This window comes from Haloferax sp. Q22, from assembly GCF_001482285.1.
Lineage (GTDB): Archaea > Halobacteriota > Halobacteria > Halobacteriales > Haloferacaceae > Haloferax.
Window position 1 is genome coordinate 95,931 of sequence record NZ_LOEP01000016.1, and the last position, 18,265, is coordinate 114,195.

An 18,265-nucleotide genomic window follows, 5' to 3' on the forward strand; every position below is an offset into this window, starting at 1 on the left:
GAACGCGCGGCGCGCCCGACTATTCGAGGTGGACCGCGGGGCGGAACGGAATCGCCTTCGAGGCGCGGTCGGCGGGGTCGACGATGTCGGGGTCGTCCTCGGCGAACACCTCGACCTCGGCGTCGAACTCGCGGGCGAGGAAGTCGGCGGCGCGCTCGTAGGTGCCGGCCTCGTCCAGTTCGAGTTGCGCGCGGAGCGTCGACTCGTCGCGCCCGCGAGTCTGCTCGACGAGGTCCTGCACGAGGTCGTTCACGTCGTTGCCCTTCTCGCGCAGGTCGGGATCCTGCATGACCTGTCCCATGATTGCGCCGACGTTGTCGCCGTTTTCGACGACCGTCTCGAACACGTCGCGCTTCCAGTCGGCGGCGACGTAGACCCGGATGGTGTCGGGGTTGGAGTCAGTCACGTCGATGATGTCGCGCACGTCCTCGGTCAGGCGCTCGACCTGTCGCTCTTCGAGTTCGACCGACTCGTCTTCGAACTCGGCGTCCGGTTCTGGCCACGGCGCGTCCTCGGCGGGCGTGCCGGTCAACTGCTCGTGCAGCTCGTTCGTCATGAACGGGATGAACGGCGCGAGCAGGCGCAGGCGCGTTTCGAGGACCGTCCGGAGCGTCCACTTCGCCGCGGGGCGGTCGAGGTCGGTCCGGCGGCGGTACCACCGCAGCGACTCCTCGAAGTTGTAGAACGCCGCCTGACTGGCCGAGCGCGTCTCGGACTCGTCCATCGCGGTCGTCACGTCGCGGACGGTGTCCTGCAGCTTCGACAGGAGCCAGCGGTCGACCGTCTCCAGTTCGGGCCGTTCGTCCGGACCGGGATCGGCGATAATCTCCTGTGCGCGGTTCCAGAAGCGTTCCAGTTGGTCGTGGACCGAGCCGACGAGGTCGTCGCGCCAGTCGTAGTCCTGCCACGGTTCGGCGGAGTTGAGCAGGAAGAAGCGGACGGTGTCCGCGCCGTACTCGCCGATGGCCTCGCCGGGGAGGACGACGTGACCCTTCGACGACGACATCTTCTGACCTTCGAGCAGGCCCATGCCCATGATGACGATGCCCTGCGGCCACTGCGGCTCGTCGAACAGTTCGCCGTGGTGGAACTGGTAGAACGTCAGGTGGTTCGTGATGAGGTCGTTTCCAGAGAACCGGTAGTCGACGGGGTACCAGTAGTCCCACTCCTCGCGGAGGTCGAGGGCCTTCTCCGGGGCGTCCTCTACGGCCTCGGGGCCGTAGAACAGCGCGTCGAAGAAGTCCTGCGTGAGTTCCTCGGTCGGAATCTCCTGCAGGCGGTGGGCGATGGTGTAGTACGCCATGTAGATGGTCGAGTCCGAGAGGGGCTCGATGACGAACTGGTCGTCCCACGGCAGGCGGGTGCCGAGGCCGTAGTTGCGGATACACGGCCACCCGTTGAGCCAGTCGATAGTGTGGTGGTACTCGTCGCGGGTGTTCTCGGGGATGGCGTCCAGCCCGTCGGCCACGTCGTGGGCGAGTTGCTTCCAGTCCTCGTCGTCGTACGAGAGGAACCACGTGTCCTGTTCGGCGACGACGACGTCGCCACCGCAGCGGCAGACGACCTCCTCGGAGAACTCCTGCATCACGTCGAACTGACCGGCCTCGATGCCGTCGGCCTTGAACTCGTCGCGGACCTCTTCGACGAGGCCGCCGGCGTAGTCACCGTAGAACTCCTTGAGGCGACCCGCGTGGAACTCCTTGTTGTAGAGGTCTTTCGTCGCCTTTTCGAGCGCGGGGTCGTCGGAGGACTCGATGCCTCGGTTCTCGACGGCCGACTTCGCGGGAATCTCGCCGTACGTGTCGTCATCGGAGTCGATGTCGAGAATCGGAATCGGCTCGATGGCGGCCACGTCGGCGGGGTCGATGCCGAACGATTCGAGGTAGTCGGTGTCGGCCTTGGCCTCCTGCAGCGCCACGTAGTCGTCGGGGCTGTGGGCCGGGACGGACATGACGACGCCCGTCGCGTTGTCGGCGTCGACGAAGTCGGCCGGCAGGACGAGCACGTCGTCGCCGGTGACGGGGTTTTCGACCGTCTGGCCGACGAGTTCGGCACCCTCGACGGTTTCGAGAATCTCCACGTCGCGGGCTTGATATTCGAGTTTGTCGGCCGCGTACTCGGAGACGAACCACGTCTCGCCGTCGACTTCGGCGACCACGTAGGTCGCCTCGGGGTCGATGTAGGCGTTGGTCACGCCGTGGACCGTCTCGGGGCGCAGGGTCGCCATCGGGACGACCACGTCGCCGCCGTCTCGCTCCCAGCCGAAGCGAACCAGCGTGTACTCCTGGAACTCCGCGTTCTCGCCTTCGAGCAGGTCGTGAGTCGTGACCGGCTGTTCCTCGTTCGTACAGAACTTGACGGGGTGGAGGCCCTTCTCCAGTCGCCCGCGCTCGCGGAGCGTCCGGTACTGCCACTCGACGAACTTCGAGTAGCGCTCGTTGTTCGTGGTGAACTCGCGCCGCCAGTCCACCGACAGACCCAGCGACTGCATCCCCTTTTTGTAGTGTTCCTCGATGAAGTACCGCGCCCATCCCATGGGCGATTCGAGGTCCGAAAGCGTGTCCTCGGGGACGTTGTAGGTGTCGGTCAGAACCGAGAGCTGTTTCTCCTCGCGGTTTTTCAGGCGCTCCACCGCGCCGATGATGGGGGTTCCGGTGACGTGCCACGCGATGGGAAACAGGACGTTGTCGCCCTGCTGTCGTCGGTAGCGAGCGTACACGTCGGGAACGGTGTACGTCCGCGCGTGCCCGATGTGCATCCCGCCGCTGGGGTACGGATAGGGCACCGTCACGAACGTCGCGTCGTCGGCGTCTGCGTCCGGGTCGGCCTCGTATCGGCCGGACTCGGACCAGCGCTCCCGCCAACGCGCTTCGAGTTCCTGCGGGTCGTAGTCCATATCCGTGGTAGTGGTACCCCGGCCTAAAATAACTCCTATACTCGACTTGCGCGGCTGTCTGATTGCGGCAGATATTGCCACTCCGTGGCACGGGACAGACCGGAAATTCGAGACGCGAAACGGGGAGAAAGAAACGGAATCCGAGAATACCCAGAAACGGGGAACATCCACCACGAGGGGACCATCGCGGGCGGCGAGCAGAGACGCGTGCGAGCGACGACGACCGCTCAGTCGATGTCGATGCGGCGGGAGTCGTCGGGTTCGACGTCGCGCTTGGGGAGGGTGACCGTCAGGACGCCGTTGTGGTAGCTGGCGGACGCGCCGTCCTCGTCGACCGCCTCGGGGAGGCGAATCGTGCGGCGGGCGGACTCGTGGCGGCGCTCGCGGCGGAGGTACTCGCCGTCGGCGCGTTCCTCGTCGAGTTCGCGCGTCGCCTCAACCGTCAGCGTGCGGTTAGCGACCGATAGGGAGATGTCCTCCTTCTCGTAGCCCGGAAGGTCGACCGTGACGACGATTTCGCCGTCGTGGTCGGTGACGTCGATTGCCATCTCGTGGCGGACCTGCGCCATCATGCCCGACCGGTCGAACTGTCGTCCCATCTCGTCGAACTGGCGGGACATTCGCTCGAACAGTTCCTCGAAGTCGTCGAAGGGGTTGGTACGTCGCATCATGTGTGTTTTCACCGAGGCATATGGACGCCGTCTGAGGAGATAATCGTTGCTGGAACGCAGATAACAGTTCGCACGCTACAGCCTTCGAAACATCCACATTCAAAAGATAAGCCGCCTCACTCGATGTCGATTTGCGTCGAGTCGTCGCCCGCGGGTTCGGCCTTCGGGAGCGTCACGGTCAGGACGCCGTTTCGGTACGAGGCCGTCACCTCGTCACGGACGACCTCGGTGGGGAGCGTAATCGTCCGGGAGACGGACCGCTGGCTCCGCTCGCGGCGGACGTACTGGTCGTCGTCGACCTCGGACGACTCCTCGTGGTCGGCCGCGATGGTGAGTCGCCGCCCGCTGACGCTCACGTCGAGGTCGTCCTTCTGGAAGCCGGGGAGGTCGGCGACGACCTCGATTGCCTCGTCGGCATCGACGACATCGAGGGAGATGTCTTGGAACCGACCGATACCGGACTCCTCGAACGACCGGCCCATCCGGTCGAACAGGTCTTCTATCTCGTCGAACGGGTTTCGTTGCATACGGGCTTGGATACGTCGCCGACGACAAAGAAAGATGTGCCCGTACTCACATTTTGAGAGCGCCCGAGGTGGTGTGATGGGACGCGGGTGGGCGTCTCGGCGTCGGAATCGCGTCAGTACAGCACGTGCCGCGTGTCGTACGACCCGAGGACGCGAACCCATCCGTTGCGGGCGATGCCCTCGACCTCTTCGAGCGCCTCCTGCATCCGCTCTTCGTAGAGGCCGGCGTCGGCGTCGATGTGGAACAGGTAGTCGCCGAGGCGGTTCCCGCTCGGGCGCGATTCGATGCGCGAGAGGTTGATGTCGCGTTCGGCGAACGCTTCGAGCAGTTCCAAGAGGAGTCCGGGGTAGTTGGCGTTGGGATAGACGACGAGCGAACTCTTGCCGCCGGCGTCCGAGCGGGCGGACTCGGGCGCGATGACGAGGAACCGCGTCGCGTTCGACGACTGGTCTTGGATGTCCTCGGCGATGATTTCGAGGTCGTCACCCACGTTGTCGGGGTGGCCGATGCCCGCGACCGACGGGTCCGCGCGGGCGCGTTCGACGCCGCGGGCCGTGCTGGCGACGGCTTCGAGCTTCGCGTCGGGGTAGTTCTCTTCGAGGTACGACCGGCACTGCGCGAGCGCCTGCGAGTGGCTGGCGACGACGTCGAAGTTCGCGCTCTGGGCCAACAGCGCGTGGCGGATGGGCGTGACGATTTCCTGGACGACGCTCACGTCCGAGTTCGCCACGGCGTCGAGGCTCTCGGTGACGCTCCCTTCGATGCTGTTTTCGATGGGTACGACGCCGCGCTCGAACGACCCGTCGGCGACCGCTTGGACGATAGAGGTGACCGATTCTCGGAAGGCGACGTCGTCGGCGACCGCGCGGGCGGCGCGATGGGAGTACGTGCCCGCCGGGCCGAGCGTGACTGCCTGCATGGACTCCTCTTCACGAAGCGGCGACAAAAGACCGTCGGGGCAGGCAGATTCGGCCTATCGCTCCGCGCAGAACTCGACGAAGTTGCGGAGGATGGTCAGCCCGGTCTCGCCGGACTTCTCGGGGTGGAACTGCGTGCCGAAGACAGTTCCTTCTTCGTTGGCGACGACCGCGGGGAACTCCACGCCGTAGTCGGTCGAGGCGACGACCGCGTCCTCGTCGTCGGGGTCGGCGTAGTACGAGTGGACGAAGTAGGCGTACTCGCCGTCGACGCCCTCGACGAGCGGGTGGTCGCGTTGGACGTTGAGTTCGTTCCAGCCCATGTGCGGGACCTTCTGTCCCTCGTCGAAGCGGACGTTGCGGCCGGGGATGAAGTCGAGACCTTCGACCTCGCCCTCGCCCGCGTGGTCGGCCTCCTCGGAGGAGGTAAGCAGCATCTGCATCCCGAGACAGATACCGAAGATGGGCGTCCCGTCGGCGGCGGCCTCGGCGAGCGGTTCGCGGAACGGGCCGGCGTTCTCCATGCCCTCGGAGAACGCGCCGACGCCGGGGAGGACGATGCCGTCGGCGTCGTCGAAGTCGGCCGGGTCGTCGGAGACGACGACGTTCGCCCCCGCGCGTTCAAGCCCGCGCATGGCACTCCGAAGATTTCCGAGCCCGTAGTCAACCATCACCACGTCGGCGAGGGTCTCTTCGGGCGACTGTGTCGTGCTCATGCGTACACGTGCGAGACCGGGAGGCAAGTGAGTTTCCGTCGCGGCGACGGTCGCCCGATGACCACGGGACAGCTGCGGTATCACAAAATCGCCCGACTGTTCTATGTTTACTCACAGAGTACGCAATATGACTTTATATCTATGTACCTATACGGAGAAAGAATAGGAAGATTTAACCTCAGTGTGTCTGAGTGTTCTGACGAATCACATGTCTTCCCGACGGAGTTTCCTCAAGAAGACCGGTGCGCTCGGCGCGCTCGGCGTTTCGGGGTTGAGCGGGTGTATCGGTAGCGTCACGGGTGGGTCGGATTCGGTCAACTTCCTCCTCACGCCGTCCGAATCGGACGTCGACATTCAACAGCAGTATCAGCCGCTGTTCGAATACCTCGAGTCCGAGACGGACGTGACCGTCGAGTCGTCGGTCGCCGCGGACTACGCCGCGGTGTACCAGGCGTTCAAGTCCGGGCAGGCCGACCTCGCCGACTCGTCGCCGACCATCGCCATCCAGGGCGGCAACGAGGGCGTCACCGAGGTCATGGGCATCCGCGTTGCCTACGGCGCCGCGAAGTACTTCTCGATTATGACAACGACGCCGGACAGCGGTATCGAGGAACTCACCGACCTCGAAGGCGAGACCATCGCGTTCGCCGACCGCCTCTCGACGAGCGGGTCGCTGTTCCCGCTTTTCATGCTGAACCAGGCCGGTCTTGACACGGGCAACGCCCCCGACGGCGAGCCCGTCGACTTCACGGGTCAGTGGTCCGACCACGCGACCGCCCGCGAGACGCTCGTCAACCGCGACGAGGTCGTCGCCGCCGGCACGGGCGCGTTCTCGACCGCGCCACACGTCCCGGAAGACCAGTTCCCCCAGGAGTTCCTCGACACCTCCGCCGAGAACGACGGCGACCTCGGGACCGCGGAGCCCGAACTCCAACTGCTCGCGGTCTCTGACCCCATCCCCCGCGCACCGATAATCGTGCGCTCCGAACTGGAATCGGACCTGAAGTCGTCGATGACGGACGCGCTCACGAGCGTCACGCAGGACGACCTCATCAACGAGGACCTCGGCGACGACCAACAGCTCTGGTTCACCGGCGTCGAACCGGGTACCGTCGAGGACTACCAGCCGATTCAGAACGTCATCGACACGCTCGGAATCTCCCTCGGACAGTAATCGGCTCACAAATAATTCCATTGCAGTATCATTTTGGCGGTGCCGCGCCCACGAACCGTAGACGCGGGAAGTCCGCCCACACACCATGAGTACCATCGAAGTACGTAACCTCACGAAAGCGTTCGGCGACGTCCGGGCGTTGGACGACGTCTCTTTCACCATCGAGGACGGCGAGTTCGCCGTCCTCCTCGGGCAGTCGGGGGCGGGGAAGTCCACGCTCCTTCGCTGTCTGAACGGCCTGACGAAACCAACGTCCGGCGAGATTCGAATCGACGGCGAGCCGGTCAAAGGCCCGCGAGACGACGTGGCCATGATTTTCCAGCAACACTACGTGCTGGGCCAACTCAGCGCCTACGGCAACGCGCTGACCGGCGCGCTCAACCGCACCTCGTTCCTCCGGAGTCTCGTCGGCTGGCACTCCGAGGAGGACAAGTTCGAGGCGCTCCGCGCGCTGGAGACCGTCGGTCTGCTCGACCAGGCGAGCCAGCGGACCCGAAGCATGAGCGGCGGGCAGCAACAGCGCGTCGGCATCGCCCGTGCGCTCGTGCAGGGGCCGAGCCTGCTTTTGGCCGACGAACCCGTCGCCAGCCTCGACCCCGCCAGCGCCGAGACGGTGATGGGCTACATCCGGAGCGCGGCCGCGGAGCGCGACCTCTCGACGCTCGCGAGCCTCCACCAGGTGAACCTCGCCCGCGAGTTCGGCGAGCGGTTCCTCGCGCTCCGCGACGGCGAACTCGTCTTCGACGGCTACCGCGAGGACCTGACCGTCGATGTCATCGACCGCATCTACGGCGACGTCCAGACCGCGGACATCCGCGAAGGGACCGAGGTGAGCGCATGAGCGGCGACGCGGCCCCGGACGACAGCCCGCGAACTGGAACTGGAGACGCCCGAACCGACGGTGGTGCCGAAACCCAGTCCGGGTCGCTCGACCGCGCGCTCCGAGACATTACCCTCACGAAGCGAATCAAGTGGGGGATGGCGTTCGCCATCTCGGTCGTCTTCGGCTTCTTCTTCTTCGAGGCGCTCTCGGAGGTCGGCTTCTCGGTCGCCGAAATCCTCTACTACTGGCCGGAGTTCCAGGAGGCGCTCGGGGACTTCTTCCCGCGGACGACCCTGTTCGGCCTCCCGTTCGTCGACTTCGGCTCCTACTGGCAGTTCATTCAGGAGCGCGACCTGTTCGGCGCGGCCATCGTCACGCTGGCGATGGGCTTCGCCGGGACCGTCCTCGGCATCCCCGGCGCGCTCCTCCTCGGCGTCCTCGGCTCCGAGCGCGTGACACCGTACCCGTTTAACTTCATCTTCCGCGGCACGATGAGCGTCATCCGCGCCATCCCGGCGCTCGTCTGGGCGCTCATCTACATCCCGCTCGGCGGTGTCTCGCCGTTCACGGCGACGCTCGCCATCGGGACCGACACGATGGGCAACCTCGGCCGCCTGTTTACCGACGCGCTCGAAGAGGTCGAAGACGGCCCGATAGAGGCCATCGAATCGACCGGCGCGAACCGCCGGCAGACGGTCGTCTTCGGGATGCTCTCGCAGGTGTTTACGCCTTTCATCGCGTGGACGATGTACATCCTCGAAATCAACACGCGCATCGCCGTCACCATGGGACTCATCGGCGGCGGCGGTATCGGCTACGTCCTGCAGACCCAGCGGAGCCTGTTCAAGTACACGAACATGATGGCGACCATCCTCGTCATCTTCGTGCTCGTCGTCTCCGTCGAGTTCGTGAGCCAGCGCGTGCGCTCGTACATCCGCGGCGAGGAAGAAGAGGGCATGAGCGTCCTCAAACTCATCATCGAGTTCCCCCAGCGGATGGCCCGCTCCATCTGGGAGTAACCCAGCGGCCCGACCGAGACGGTCGCTCCCGCGGTACGGTTTTTATCGGTCCGTCGCGTCTCACAGCGTAGCCTATGTCGTCGTCGCGTTCCGTCTCGTCGCCGCCGTCCGCCGCCTCGGGGTCGCGTCGCGCCACCTCGCGGGTCGCCCTCGCCGCGCTCGTGGCCGCGAACCTCGTCCCGCTCGTCGGCGTCGTCTGGTTCGACTGGAGTCTGAAGGCGCTGCTCGTCGCCTACTGGCTCGAAAGCGGCGTCGTCGGCCTCCTGAACGTCCCCAAGATTCTCGCCGCCAGCGGCCGCGGCGACGGCGGGTCGAACATCAAGGCGACCATTAACGGGAGGCCGGTGGAACTCTCACCGCCCGACGACCCCCGCGACGGCTTTCACCTCTACCCGTCGAACGTCCCCATCGCGGGCTTTTTCGCCATGCACTACGGGATTTTCTGGGTCGTCCACGGCGTGTTCGTCTGGTCGTTCGACGCCTTCGCGGTCGGGGCCGGCGCGGTCGGCGGCGTCCCGCTCGGCGCGGTGCTCCTCGCCGCGGGCGCGACGGTTCTCAGCCACGGCGGGTCGTTCGCCGTCAACTTCGTCGGCCGCGGGGAGTACCGAAGCATCTCGCCCGGCAAACAGATGTCCGAGCCCTACCGCCGGGTCATCGTCCTCCACCTGACCATCATCCTCGGCGCGTTCCTCGTCGCCTCCTCGGGCGCGCCCGCCGCGGCGCTCGTCGTCATGGTCGTCGTCAAGACCGCGCTCGACGCGGGCGCGCATCTCAGAGAGCACGCCCGAGCCAAAAAGCGGGCGAGGCGGGCGGACGAGCCGACTGGCGAGCGCATCGAGGTCCGCGACGCGTCGGCCTGAGGTCGGAGAGACGCCCCCGCCGCGCTCAGAAGTCGCCGAGGCTGGCCTGTCCGTCCGAGGAGTCGGCGAGTCCCGAGAGGTCGGCGGCGCGTGCGATGGTCTCGAAGAAGCCCTCGCGCTGGCTCCGGTCGTAGAGCGTCGCCGCGGGGTGAACCGAGAGGAGGACGCGGTAGGAGGCGTCGCCGACGCGGGCGTCCACGACCGACCCGGACTCGCTCGTGATGGCGACGCCGCGGTCGAGTAGATGTTGCGAGGGGACCTTCCCGAGCGTGACGATTAGCTCGGGGTCGACGAGTTCGAGTTCGCGGGCGAGGTAGCCCCGGCAGTTCGACAGTTCGTCGCTCGTCGGGTCGCGGTTGTCCGGCGGGCGGCACCGCACGCAGTTGGTGATGCGAACGTCGGCGCGGGCGAGGCCGGCCTCGCGGAGCGCGTCGTCCAGCACGGAGCCGGAGCGACCCACGAACGGCTCGCCGCCCTCGTCTTCCTTCGCGCCCGGCGCTTCCCCGAGGAAGAGCAGGTCGGCGTCGTCGGGGCCGACCCCGTTGACGATGCGACTCCGCGAGTCGACGAGTTCGGGGCATCGCTCACAGCCCGTCACGCAGAGGCCCTCCATGTGTTCCATACGGGGTTCGAGGACGGGGACGGCTTAATCCCCGGCGAAGCGTCGCGCGGCGCGGGCCGCCATCCGGGCCACGCGAATCGGCTCGGGCCGGCCGCCGGTCGGGGTAAAGCCGCGGACGACCCGCGCGGCCTCGTCATCGTCGCAGCCCGCGGTCCGGACGAACACCGACTCGCCGTTCACCTCGACGGGGCGGCGAGGCGGGGCCGCGCGATACGTGGCGAGTCGCCGGTCGAGCGCCGCGCCCGAGAAGTGAGCCGAGAGCGCGGGTTCGAGTCCCTCGCTCTCCTCGAAGGAGACCGAGAGCACCGGGCGGTCGAGGTCCGTGGCGAGGCGTTCGATGTCGACGAGGTTGAACCACGCCGGGGCGATGCCGGAGATGAGCAGGTAGCGCACGTCTTCCCGGTCGAGCGAGGCGTACAGCGAGGCGATGGCGTCGGTCGCGTCGTCGCCGCCGACGGTGCACGTCTCGAAGGCGAGGCCGTCGACGACCCGGTCGGCGCGGACGACCGCGCCGCAGAGGACACTCTCCGGAGACGTGTCTGTCGAAAAATGAGCGCCGTCAGCGTCGTCTGTGGGTGCGCGCGCCGCCCCGGGGGAAGATTCCGCGACCCCGAGGGCGCGAGACCCCGACTTCACTCGTCTTTAATCTCCTGGAGCCGGTCGAGGAGTTCGTCGTTGGACGCGCCGATTTCGAAATCGACTTCGCCCTCGTGTTTCTCCTCACTCGTCGTGACGCCGTCTTCCTCGTCGAAGTCGACGTTCTGGTCTCCTTGTTCGGACTCGTCGTAGCTCCCAAATCCCATACACTCATACGTACACGACCGAGCCCCAAAAAGGATTTGTCGCACGAGTTCGACGTTTGGGGGCGAGTCGCGGTGTCGCGGGGAACGTCTCGCCCGTCCGACTTTTTCCGTTCGGGCGCGTACGCGGAGGTATGGAAGTCATCCCAGTCACCGCCGACGCCGAGACCTTCACCTGCAACGCCTACCTCGTCCTCGGCGAGCGAACCGTCCTCGTCGACGCCGGGACGATGCCGGGCGTCGAGGCGGTCGTCGCCGAGCATACCGACGACCTCGACGCGGTGGTCGTCACTCACCAGCACTCCGACCACGTGGGCGAACTCGACGCGGTGGTCGAGCGGTTCGACCCGGACGTGTACGCCTACGCCGACCACCCGCTTCGGACCCACGAACTCGAAGACGGCGACCACGTCGAGATGGGCGACGAGTCGTTCGAAGTCGTCTACACGCCCGGCCACGCCGACGACCACGTCTCGCTCGTGAGCGGGCGGTCGCTGTTCTCCGGCGACGTGTTCGTCTACAACGACGGCGCGTTCGACGACGGCAGTTTCGGCCGCACCGACATGCCGGGACAGTCCCGCGAGCGCCTCATCAGCAGCCTGCACACGCTCCTCGACCGCTTGCCCTCGACCGTCAAGGCGCTGTACGCCGGGCACGGTGACCCCTTCGAGAACGAGGCCGGCGGCGACACCGTCCGCGACGCGCTCGAACGCGCCATCGAACGCGCGGAACGCCGCGAGCCGAAGTACCCGGAGGCCTGAGATGGCGACCGACACATCCCGGGGCGCGGGCGACGGCCTGACGCGACTGCACTACGTCGGCGTCGGTCTCGCGGCCGTGACCGGCGTGATTCACCTCGTGCTCGGCGCGGGCGCGCTGGCCGCGAACCTCGCCGACCCGCTCGGCATCGCGTTCATCGGGGCCGCGGCGGGCTTCGCGGCCGGCATCGTCGGCATCCTGCGCGGCGACGAGCGACTCCGCCCGCGAGTGGTGTTGCTCGGCATCCCCTTCACCGCCGGACAGGTGGTCCTCTACGTCGCGCTCAACTGGCCGGACATCTTCGGTATCGGCGGTATCGTGGACAAACTCGTCCAGCTAGCGCTGCTCGCGGTACTGTTCGCGCTGTATCGGCGAGACGCCTGAGAGAGAAGCGTGCGGGCTTACGCGGCGCGGCGTTCCTTCGACTTGGGTCGAAGGTGCTTGTAGCCGCACTTGCGGCACTGCTTGGCCTTCTGGGGGTTACGCGCGTTGCACCGCATGCAGATCTGCTTCTCGAGCGTCCGCTTCGTCGCAGCGTCACTAGCCATGCTTACGAGTCCCGCCGCCGGTCGTATAACGCTTGCGAGACACACCGCCGGCGCTCGCGGCGCCCTCGGCAGTCGTCCGGATGGGTCGGAAAACGCGGCGGTCCGCGGCGCGTCTACGCGCCGGCCTGGCTCAGCGCCGATTCGATGTCGTCGCGCTGGGTGACGCCCACGAAGCGGTCGACGATGCCGTCGTCGTTCTCGACGATGAGCGTCGGGAGCGAGCGAACCTGATACTGGTTGGCAACGTCCTGTTCTTCGTCGACGTCGACCTTGACGAACTCGACGTTCTCGTAGTCGCCCTCGAGGTCGTCGAGAATCGGGTCCTGCGTCTTACAAGGGCCGCACCAGTCCGCGTAAAAGTCCAAGAGTCGAACAGTCATCGTATCCCGACGCAACTTGCCTGCCCCCGCGCATAAGGATTACTCATGGGCCCGCGGCTCTCCGGTTGTGCTTCCAGTCATGCAAAACGGGTTCCGACCCGTCGGTCCCCGAGACGGCCGCGAGCGGGCTCGTTCGATGAGCGCGTTTTTTCGGCCCGCGCCGGGGCGCGTTTCGAGCGCGAGCCGAAACGTTTACGCGGCGGACGCACGGACGGTGGGACATGAGCAAGGGCCAGAACAGCGGCGGTCTGATGTCGAGCGCGGGCCTCGTCCGCTACTTCGACGCGGAGGACCGCAACGCGATTCGAGTCGACCCCAAGACCGTCGTCGCCACGGGAGCGCTGTTCGGCATCGGTATTCTGGTGCTGAACGCGCTCGCGCTCTGAACCGCGCCGACCGCCGAACGGACGCTTTTTGTCCGCGGCTTCCCGAGACCCCTCCATGACTACGCTACGCGCCGGCGTCGTCGCCGTGCAGGGCGACGTGTCCGAGCACGCCGACGCCGTCGAGCGGGCCGCTGCGGCCCACGGCGTCGACGCCGAAATCGTTGAGATTCGAAGCGACGGCCTCGTCCCCGACTGCGACGTGTTACTCATGCCGGGCGGCGAGTCCACGACCATCTCTCGACTCCTCGAACGCGAGGGCATCGACGACGAGATTCGCGCCCACGTCGACGCCGGCAAACCCGTCCTCGCCACCTGCGCCGGCCTCATCGTCGCCTCCCGCGACGCCAAAGACGACCGCGTGACGACGCTCGACCTCCTCGACGTGACGGTCGACCGCAACGCCTTCGGCCGACAGGTCGACAGCTTCGAGGCCCCGCTAGATGTGGCCGGCCTCGACTCGCCGTTCCCCGCGGTGTTCATCCGCGCGCCCCTCATCGACGAGGTCGGCGAGGGCGTGGAGGTGCTCGCCGAGTGGGACGGCAACCCGGTCGCCGTCCGCGACGGCCCCGTCGTCGGTACCTCGTTCCATCCCGAACTGACGCCCGATAGCCGCATCCACGACCTCGCGTTCTTCGACGAACTGGCGGTCGAAGTCGACGCCTGAGCGACCGGCTAGCTGGCAGAGTGGCGGCCGCCCGAACCAGAGGGTCTTTTTCCGCGCCCGCCCGTCGTGCGACCATGGACGCCGACACCCCGACCGAGGAGGTCTTAGACGAACTCTTTGGGACCATCGAGTCGCGCAAGGCGGAACTCCCCGAAGACTCCTACACGACGACGCTTTTCACCCACGAGAAAGGCGAGAACTACGTCCTCGAAAAGCTCGGCGAGGAGATGACAGAGACCATCCTCGCGGCCAAGGACGACGACCGCGAGGAACTGCTCTACGAGAGCGCCGACCTCGTCTACCACCTGCTTGTCCTGCTGTCGATGAAGGACGCCTCGCTCGACGACCTGCGCGAAGAGCTGAAAGCACGGTTCTGAGACCGTCTTCCCGGACGGCTCTCCACGGCCGCACCCCGCAACGCGGCGTCGGCGTTCGACCGTCGCCGCTTGCTGGTCGTCGCCCGCAGTTTCCGGACGAGACGGCCCGATTGCAAAGCACCAAGAGCGTGGACTCACGATAGCGCACTCTCTCGATGCACGCCCCCCGAACCCGCGTCCGCCAGTCCGTTCCCGCGCACCCCACGCCCCACCGCGCCGCGCCCGCCTCCCGAGGGTCGGCCGCGTGAGTCGGCTGTTCGGCGGCGACGAGCCGTCAGTCGAGTTCGTCGCCGGGAGCCTCATCGCGGGCGTCTTCTTCGGCGGCGTCGGCGCGGGCGTCGCCTTCCCGACGCTGCCGACGCTCGGTCCCATCATCGGCATCACGCCGTTCGTGGTCGGTCTCATCCTCTCTGCGAACCGGTTCACCCGACTGGTCGTGAACACGCCCGCCGGGCAGATACTCGACCGGATGGGGACCCGCCGGCCGATGATAGCCGGATTCGTCGTGCAGGGGCTGTCGCCGTTCGGCTACGTCCTCGGACTGAACCCCGGTCCGATTCCGCTCGACAGCGCGACTATCTTCCTCCTGTCGCGGGCCTGCTGGGGCGTCGGCTCGGCGTTCGTCTTCGTCGGCGCGTTCAGCACCATCACGCACGTCACCTCGGGCGAAAACCGCGGGAAGTGGGTCGGCTACATGCGCGGCGGGCAGAGCCTCGGCTTCCCCGCGGGTCTCGTCGTCGGCGGCCTCGTCACCGACGCGTTCGGCTACGCCACCGCGTTCGCCGTCGCGGGGTTCGCGGGCCTGTTCGCCGCCCTCGTCGCCATCTCCGTCCTCCCGGACGTGCAGACCGACGTGACGGCGGCGAGTTCGCTCCGCGACGTGCCGCGGCTGGTGCGCTCGGACATCCGCATCTTCACCGTCGGCACCGTCAACTTCGCCGTCCGATTCCTGTTTGCGGGCGTCCTCCTCTCGACGGCCGTGCTGTACGCGACGGCGAACGACATCTCTCTCGGCGGCCTCTCCGGAGCCGGCGTCAGCGGCGTCGTGATGGCCGTCGGCGTCGTCGCGTCGAGCGTCACGACGCTCGTCGTCGGGCGGTACTCCGACCGTCTGTCGAACCGCGCGGCGCTGACGCTGCCCGCACTGGGCGTCCTCGCGTCCGGGTTCGCGCTGTTGGCGCTCGTGCCGACGCTCCCTTCGACGCTCGCGGGCGTGGCGCTCATCGGCATCGGCGTCGGCGGGTCGAACCCGCCGCTTCTGGCCTATCTCGGCGACCTCAGTCCGGCCGACGACGTGGGGAAACTCGGCGGCGTCTACAACGTCTTCGGCGACTCGGGGTCGACGCTCGGCCCGCTCGTGGCCGTCCCGCTGGCCGAGGTGGTCGGCTTCCGCGTCGAGTACCTCGCCTGCGTCGCGCTCGTGGTTGTCGTCGGACTGCTCGTAGCGCGGACGCTCTACGGGGAGGCCGCGACGGCACCGCGGTCGGAACTGTCGTGAGAAATCGCGTCGGGCGCGGGTCGAACGGCGCTACTTGAACTCGATGCCGAGGTCGTGCAGGCCGTCGTTGTTCTGTGCGACGTTGATGAGAAGCGGCGTCACCGCCTCGATTTCGGGGGCGTTGGCGAGGCCGCCGCCGTCGAGGGCGCGGAGGCCGTCGATGCCCTCGGCGAGCAGGCGCACCGTCTCCTTCGCGTCCTCGTCGTCGGCGACGAGGAGCGTGTCGATGCCGAGGTCGGCGTCGAGGTCGGCCAGTCGGCCGGCCGCGAGGTTGTGGAACGCGCCGACGACCGGCACGTCGTCGGGAGCCGCGTCGGCGACGAGCGCCGTCACGCTCCCCGCCTTCGGCGGGTGGTAGTGGAAGCCGTCGTCGTCGCGCTTGATGCCCGCGGCGGGCGTGACGAGCACGTCGCCCTCGGACAGGGAGTCGACGACGGCCTCGACGGTGTCGGAGACGTGGTACGGCGGCACGGCGAGGACGACCACGGAGGCGCGGTCGGCGGCCATCTCGTTCGTGAAGCCGTTTACCTTCACGTCGCGGCCGCGGCTGGAGAGTTCGGTCTCGTACTCGTCGGCCTTCGCGCGGGCCTTGTCGGGGTCGCGCGACCCGATGATGACCTCGTGGTCGGTGTGGTAGGCCCAGCGGAGGGCGAGGCCCTCGCCGATGTCGCCGGTCCCACCGAGGAGTGCGATTCGCATACTCACACCTCCGGACCGAGCCGACCTAAAGGGTTGTGCGACCGGTCGGTTCTGCCTGTGTCCGCGAGGAGAAAACGCTATGGGTTCAAAGAACTGTCATGAAAGCGTGAACGAATCGAGGTACTTTCAGGCGCTGACGCTGTGGTTCGTCGTGCTGATTTTCATGCAGACTGCGCCGGGTCTCGACGGTATCCTCGGAACCGCGCTCGGTGTCTTCTGTATCGCGCTGATATGGGTGCTGCCGGTGTATCTCGTCGTCAGGCTGGTCGACGACCTCGGCGCACGGTTCGGGAGTCGGTCCGGCTGAGGCGTCAGGCGTCGTCGTCGGACTCGAAGAGCGCCTGCACCCGCTCGAAGCCGTCGCGGTAGACGAGCCACCACGCGACCACCGGGGCCAAAAGCAGGAGCGGCCCGACGAGGAACAACTGCGTGAACGGGTCCGGCGGGAGGAGGTACGTCCCGACGACGACCACGACGGCGTCGAGCGCGAGCAGCGTGACGACGAAGGCGCGGAGGTGTCCCATCAGCGGCCCTCCGGCGTCGAAACGGGTGTCGGAGTCAGCGTCCGAGCCATCAGTCGAGCAGGTCCGGAAGCTCGTTCACGTCCTCGACGACGGCGGCCGCGCCGATTTCCGAGAACTTCTGTCGGCCGTCGTCGCCAGTCAGGCCGCCGGAGAGGACGCCGACGCCGTAGTAGACGCGGTCGGGGTCGGCGGCGTCGGCGTTCAGCGCCGTCTTCACGTCGTCGAGGGTGTCGCCGACGAAGACGACCGAGTCGGCTCCGAGGCGCTCTGCAACCGTCACGAGCGCGGCCGGGTGGGGCTTGCCCTCCTCCCAGTCGTCCATCGTGAACCGGTGGTCGTCGGCCACGTCGAGGCCGACGCGGTCGAGCGCGATGTCGGCCTCGGCGCTGGGGCGACCGGTGACGACGCCAAGTTCGCGGTCGCCGAGGGCGTCGAGTGTCTCCTGACGGAGGAGCACGGGTTCGTCGTGGATGTAGCCGGCGGCCTCGAACGGCGGCTCGCCGTCTTCGAGGTCGCCGTAAAGGTCGCTTCCGAGGTAGAGCGCCTGAAACGTCTCGCGGAGCGCCTCGGGGTCCCACTCGTCGAAGACGACGCTCGGGTCGGAAAACAGGGCTTCGACGGTCGCCTCGGCGGCGTCGAGGCCGCCGCCGCGGGTCTCGATTTCGTCGGTGAACTCGGCGACCGACAGGTCGGTCTCGCGGGCAGCGAGGACGTACAGCGCCGCCGCGTACGTCAGTTCCCAGTCGTTGTTGAAGCCGCCGGCGTCCTTGAACAGTTGGACCTCGTCGCGGGAGATGGTCGTGCCGTAGTGTCGGTCCACGGATTCGACGATGGCGCGCCGGTAAGAGTCGGCGACGTCGACGAGCACTCCGTCGATATCGAGGACGACAGCGTCCGCGTGCATACCGGAACCGCGCGGCGAGCGGGCAAGTGCCTTACTCTTGGGCCCGAGCGGACTAGTCCCGCCGGGCGCGCCGACCCCGCCGCCCCCGCTCGGCGACGTACAGCGTGTCGCCCGGAAGCGTCTCGCGGGCGACCGGAATCGAGGGCTCGTCGTAGCCGAGCGTGGTGAACAGGAAATCGGCGTCGGCGCGGCGGGCGACCTCCGCAGCGGGCCGGTGGAGTTCGACGGGGACGTTCAGGGCGTAGACGACATCGACGTCGGCGTAGGGGCCGAGGTCGGAGGCGTCGGCGCGGGCGAACACGTCGTCGCGGACGAACGAGACGGCTTCGGGAACGGGAACGTCGTGCACGTCGACGGCGACCACGTCGACCCCGCGGTCGGCGAGGGCGGCCGCCACCGATGGCTCCCGACCAACCCCGACTTCGACCGCGCGGTCGTACCCCGACAACCGTGCGACGAGCGCGTCGCGAAGCGATTTTTTCACGTCGGGATATTTAAGA

25 protein-coding genes are annotated in these 18,265 nt (G+C 67.2%); 11 read left to right on the forward strand and 14 right to left on the reverse strand.

Translation table 11 applies throughout. The annotated features are described in order from the left end of the window. Window positions 1-19: 19 nt before the first annotated feature. The 5 genes from leuS to hisH all read right to left on the reverse strand — a co-directional run bounded on the left by leuS (window position 20) and on the right by hisH (window position 5,728). Window positions 20-2,896, reverse strand: a complete 2,877-nt coding sequence (gene leuS / locus AM590_RS05870; RefSeq protein WP_058826664.1) for a leucine--tRNA ligase — start codon at window positions 2,894-2,896, stop codon at window positions 20-22. A gap of 227 nt (window positions 2,897-3,123) precedes the next feature. Next, window positions 3,124-3,567 carry an archaeal heat shock protein Hsp14 gene (gene hsp14 / locus AM590_RS05875; RefSeq protein WP_058826892.1) on the reverse strand — a complete coding sequence of 148 codons (444 nt, stop codon included), beginning with the start codon at window positions 3,565-3,567 and terminating at the stop codon, window positions 3,124-3,126. Between the two features lie 116 nt (window positions 3,568-3,683). Further along, window positions 3,684-4,094 (reverse strand): archaeal heat shock protein Hsp14, encoded by a 411-nt coding sequence (gene hsp14, locus AM590_RS05880; protein WP_058826665.1) that lies wholly within the window; start codon window positions 4,092-4,094, stop codon window positions 3,684-3,686. 113 nt (window positions 4,095-4,207) lie between these two features. Continuing rightward, window positions 4,208-5,014 (reverse strand): prephenate dehydratase, encoded by an 807-nt coding sequence (gene pheA, locus AM590_RS05885; RefSeq protein ID WP_004973442.1) that lies wholly within the window; start codon window positions 5,012-5,014, stop codon window positions 4,208-4,210. Window positions 5,015-5,068: 54 nt separating this feature from the next. Then, window positions 5,069-5,728, reverse strand: a complete 660-nt coding sequence (hisH, locus tag AM590_RS05890; RefSeq protein ID WP_058826666.1) for an imidazole glycerol phosphate synthase subunit HisH — start codon at window positions 5,726-5,728, stop codon at window positions 5,069-5,071. 208 nt (window positions 5,729-5,936) lie between these two features. Between hisH and phnD the strand changes: the two genes are divergently transcribed. From phnD to AM590_RS05910, 4 genes are all read left to right on the forward strand, one after another. Then, entirely contained in the window at window positions 5,937-6,902 is a 966-nt protein-coding gene (gene phnD / locus AM590_RS05895; protein ID WP_058826667.1) for a phosphate/phosphite/phosphonate ABC transporter substrate-binding protein, read from the forward strand. Window positions 6,903-6,987: 85 nt separating this feature from the next. Then, a complete protein-coding gene (locus AM590_RS05900; RefSeq protein ID WP_058826668.1) occupies window positions 6,988-7,743 on the forward strand; it encodes a phosphonate ABC transporter ATP-binding protein in 756 nt (251 codons plus the stop codon). After that, the gene (phnE, locus tag AM590_RS05905) at window positions 7,740-8,744 is read left to right on the forward strand and encodes a phosphonate ABC transporter, permease protein PhnE (RefSeq protein ID WP_253245275.1); all 1,005 of its coding nucleotides are present in this window, start codon (window positions 7,740-7,742) and stop codon (window positions 8,742-8,744) included. Before AM590_RS05900 ends, phnE begins: the two co-directional genes overlap by 4 nt. A gap of 74 nt (window positions 8,745-8,818) precedes the next feature. Continuing rightward, window positions 8,819-9,604 carry a DUF6498-containing protein gene (locus tag AM590_RS05910; RefSeq protein WP_058826669.1) on the forward strand — a complete coding sequence of 262 codons (786 nt, stop codon included), beginning with the start codon at window positions 8,819-8,821 and terminating at the stop codon, window positions 9,602-9,604. 25 nt (window positions 9,605-9,629) lie between these two features. Here AM590_RS05910 and AM590_RS05915 read toward each other — a convergent pair whose 3' ends face one another. The 3 genes from AM590_RS05915 to AM590_RS05925 are packed head-to-tail and all read right to left on the reverse strand — an operon-like array spanning window position 9,630 to window position 11,029. Further along, the gene (locus AM590_RS05915; protein ID WP_058826670.1) at window positions 9,630-10,226 is read right to left on the reverse strand and encodes a uracil-DNA glycosylase family protein; all 597 of its coding nucleotides are present in this window, start codon (window positions 10,224-10,226) and stop codon (window positions 9,630-9,632) included. A gap of 24 nt (window positions 10,227-10,250) precedes the next feature. Further along, window positions 10,251-10,862 carry a DUF99 family protein gene (locus tag AM590_RS05920; protein WP_058826671.1) on the reverse strand — a complete coding sequence of 204 codons (612 nt, stop codon included), beginning with the start codon at window positions 10,860-10,862 and terminating at the stop codon, window positions 10,251-10,253. Then, entirely contained in the window at window positions 10,859-11,029 is a 171-nt protein-coding gene (locus AM590_RS05925) for a DUF5786 family protein (RefSeq protein WP_004044482.1), read from the reverse strand. Before AM590_RS05925 ends, AM590_RS05920 begins: the two co-directional genes overlap by 4 nt. A gap of 131 nt (window positions 11,030-11,160) precedes the next feature. On the opposite strand from AM590_RS05925, the gene AM590_RS05930 reads away from it, so the two are divergent. Beyond that, window positions 11,161-11,787, forward strand: coding sequence for an MBL fold metallo-hydrolase (locus AM590_RS05930; protein ID WP_058826672.1), 627 nt, complete (start codon window positions 11,161-11,163; stop codon window positions 11,785-11,787). Window position 11,788: 1 nt separating this feature from the next. Next, window positions 11,789-12,169 carry a hypothetical protein gene (locus AM590_RS05935; protein ID WP_058826673.1) on the forward strand — a complete coding sequence of 127 codons (381 nt, stop codon included), beginning with the start codon at window positions 11,789-11,791 and terminating at the stop codon, window positions 12,167-12,169. Between the two features lie 17 nt (window positions 12,170-12,186). Here AM590_RS05935 and AM590_RS05940 read toward each other — a convergent pair whose 3' ends face one another. Continuing rightward, window positions 12,187-12,333, reverse strand: coding sequence for a 50S ribosomal protein L40e (locus AM590_RS05940; protein ID WP_004044485.1), 147 nt, complete (start codon window positions 12,331-12,333; stop codon window positions 12,187-12,189). A 113-nt stretch (window positions 12,334-12,446) separates the two neighbouring features. Beyond that, entirely contained in the window at window positions 12,447-12,728 is a 282-nt protein-coding gene (trxA, locus tag AM590_RS05945; protein WP_394295171.1) for a thioredoxin, read from the reverse strand. A 206-nt stretch (window positions 12,729-12,934) separates the two neighbouring features. Between trxA and AM590_RS05950 the strand changes: the two genes are divergently transcribed. The 4 genes from AM590_RS05950 (at window position 12,935) to AM590_RS05965 (ending at window position 15,638) form a co-directional block, all read left to right on the forward strand. Next, window positions 12,935-13,099 carry a preprotein translocase subunit Sec61beta gene (locus AM590_RS05950; protein WP_049904986.1) on the forward strand — a complete coding sequence of 55 codons (165 nt, stop codon included), beginning with the start codon at window positions 12,935-12,937 and terminating at the stop codon, window positions 13,097-13,099. 55 nt (window positions 13,100-13,154) lie between these two features. Further along, complete coding sequence (pdxT, locus tag AM590_RS05955) at window positions 13,155-13,763, forward strand: pyridoxal 5'-phosphate synthase glutaminase subunit PdxT (RefSeq protein WP_058826674.1); 609 nt, start codon at window positions 13,155-13,157, stop codon at window positions 13,761-13,763. 74 nt (window positions 13,764-13,837) lie between these two features. Then, window positions 13,838-14,140, forward strand: a complete 303-nt coding sequence (gene hisE / locus AM590_RS05960; RefSeq protein ID WP_058826675.1) for a phosphoribosyl-ATP diphosphatase — start codon at window positions 13,838-13,840, stop codon at window positions 14,138-14,140. Window positions 14,141-14,384: 244 nt separating this feature from the next. After that, window positions 14,385-15,638, forward strand: coding sequence for an MFS transporter (locus AM590_RS05965; protein ID WP_058826676.1), 1,254 nt, complete (start codon window positions 14,385-14,387; stop codon window positions 15,636-15,638). A 30-nt stretch (window positions 15,639-15,668) separates the two neighbouring features. Here the strand turns inward: AM590_RS05965 and npdG are convergent, their stop codons facing one another. Further along, a complete protein-coding gene (gene npdG / locus AM590_RS05970) occupies window positions 15,669-16,337 on the reverse strand; it encodes an NADPH-dependent F420 reductase (protein ID WP_058826677.1) in 669 nt (222 codons plus the stop codon). Window positions 16,338-16,443: 106 nt separating this feature from the next. Here npdG and AM590_RS05975 point away from each other — a divergent pair, with 106 nt between their 5' ends. Continuing rightward, window positions 16,444-16,644, forward strand: coding sequence for a hypothetical protein (locus AM590_RS05975; RefSeq protein ID WP_058826894.1), 201 nt, complete (start codon window positions 16,444-16,446; stop codon window positions 16,642-16,644). Between the two features lie 4 nt (window positions 16,645-16,648). Here AM590_RS05975 and AM590_RS05980 read toward each other — a convergent pair whose 3' ends face one another. Genes AM590_RS05980 through AM590_RS05990 form a run of 3 tightly spaced genes read right to left on the reverse strand, consistent with a single transcriptional unit; the run spans window position 16,649 to window position 18,249 of the window. Further along, the gene (locus AM590_RS05980) at window positions 16,649-16,861 is read right to left on the reverse strand and encodes a hypothetical protein (protein WP_058826678.1); all 213 of its coding nucleotides are present in this window, start codon (window positions 16,859-16,861) and stop codon (window positions 16,649-16,651) included. A gap of 49 nt (window positions 16,862-16,910) precedes the next feature. Beyond that, the gene (locus AM590_RS05985; protein ID WP_058826679.1) at window positions 16,911-17,765 is read right to left on the reverse strand and encodes a TIGR01548 family HAD-type hydrolase; all 855 of its coding nucleotides are present in this window, start codon (window positions 17,763-17,765) and stop codon (window positions 16,911-16,913) included. Between the two features lie 52 nt (window positions 17,766-17,817). Beyond that, complete coding sequence (locus tag AM590_RS05990; RefSeq protein WP_058826680.1) at window positions 17,818-18,249, reverse strand: UPF0146 family protein; 432 nt, start codon at window positions 18,247-18,249, stop codon at window positions 17,818-17,820. Window positions 18,250-18,265: the final 16 nt, after the last annotated feature.

What these genes read in the sequence shown, in the direction of transcription:
- AM590_RS05930 (WP_058826672.1), top strand. Translation starts at nt 11,161, where the DNA reads ATGGAAGTCATCCCAGTCACCGCCGACGCCGAGACCTTCACCTGCAAC.
- phnD (WP_058826667.1), top strand. Translation starts at nt 5,937, where the DNA reads ATGTCTTCCCGACGGAGTTTCCTCAAGAAGACCGGTGCGCTCGGCGCG.
- AM590_RS05980 (WP_058826678.1), bottom strand. Translation starts at nt 16,861, where the DNA reads ATGGGACACCTCCGCGCCTTCGTCGTCACGCTGCTCGCGCTCGACGCC.
- AM590_RS05985 (WP_058826679.1), bottom strand. Translation starts at nt 17,765, where the DNA reads ATGCACGCGGACGCTGTCGTCCTCGATATCGACGGAGTGCTCGTCGAC.
- hisE (WP_058826675.1), top strand. Translation starts at nt 13,838, where the DNA reads ATGGACGCCGACACCCCGACCGAGGAGGTCTTAGACGAACTCTTTGGG.
- npdG (WP_058826677.1), bottom strand. Translation starts at nt 16,337, where the DNA reads ATGCGAATCGCACTCCTCGGTGGGACCGGCGACATCGGCGAGGGCCTC.
- AM590_RS05935 (WP_058826673.1), top strand. Translation starts at nt 11,789, where the DNA reads ATGGCGACCGACACATCCCGGGGCGCGGGCGACGGCCTGACGCGACTG.
- pheA (WP_004973442.1), bottom strand. Translation starts at nt 5,014, where the DNA reads ATGCAGGCAGTCACGCTCGGCCCGGCGGGCACGTACTCCCATCGCGCC.
- phnE (WP_253245275.1), top strand. Translation starts at nt 7,740, where the DNA reads ATGAGCGGCGACGCGGCCCCGGACGACAGCCCGCGAACTGGAACTGGA.
- hsp14 (WP_058826892.1), bottom strand. Translation starts at nt 3,567, where the DNA reads ATGATGCGACGTACCAACCCCTTCGACGACTTCGAGGAACTGTTCGAG.
- AM590_RS05950 (WP_049904986.1), top strand. Translation starts at nt 12,935, where the DNA reads ATGAGCAAGGGCCAGAACAGCGGCGGTCTGATGTCGAGCGCGGGCCTC.
- pdxT (WP_058826674.1), top strand. Translation starts at nt 13,155, where the DNA reads ATGACTACGCTACGCGCCGGCGTCGTCGCCGTGCAGGGCGACGTGTCC.
- hsp14 (WP_058826665.1), bottom strand. Translation starts at nt 4,094, where the DNA reads ATGCAACGAAACCCGTTCGACGAGATAGAAGACCTGTTCGACCGGATG.
- AM590_RS05915 (WP_058826670.1), bottom strand. Translation starts at nt 10,226, where the DNA reads ATGGAACACATGGAGGGCCTCTGCGTGACGGGCTGTGAGCGATGCCCC.
- AM590_RS05940 (WP_004044485.1), bottom strand. Translation starts at nt 12,333, where the DNA reads ATGGCTAGTGACGCTGCGACGAAGCGGACGCTCGAGAAGCAGATCTGC.
- AM590_RS05910 (WP_058826669.1), top strand. Translation starts at nt 8,819, where the DNA reads ATGTCGTCGTCGCGTTCCGTCTCGTCGCCGCCGTCCGCCGCCTCGGGG.
- leuS (WP_058826664.1), bottom strand. Translation starts at nt 2,896, where the DNA reads ATGGACTACGACCCGCAGGAACTCGAAGCGCGTTGGCGGGAGCGCTGG.
- AM590_RS05925 (WP_004044482.1), bottom strand. Translation starts at nt 11,029, where the DNA reads ATGGGATTTGGGAGCTACGACGAGTCCGAACAAGGAGACCAGAACGTC.
- hisH (WP_058826666.1), bottom strand. Translation starts at nt 5,728, where the DNA reads ATGAGCACGACACAGTCGCCCGAAGAGACCCTCGCCGACGTGGTGATG.
- AM590_RS05900 (WP_058826668.1), top strand. Translation starts at nt 6,988, where the DNA reads ATGAGTACCATCGAAGTACGTAACCTCACGAAAGCGTTCGGCGACGTC.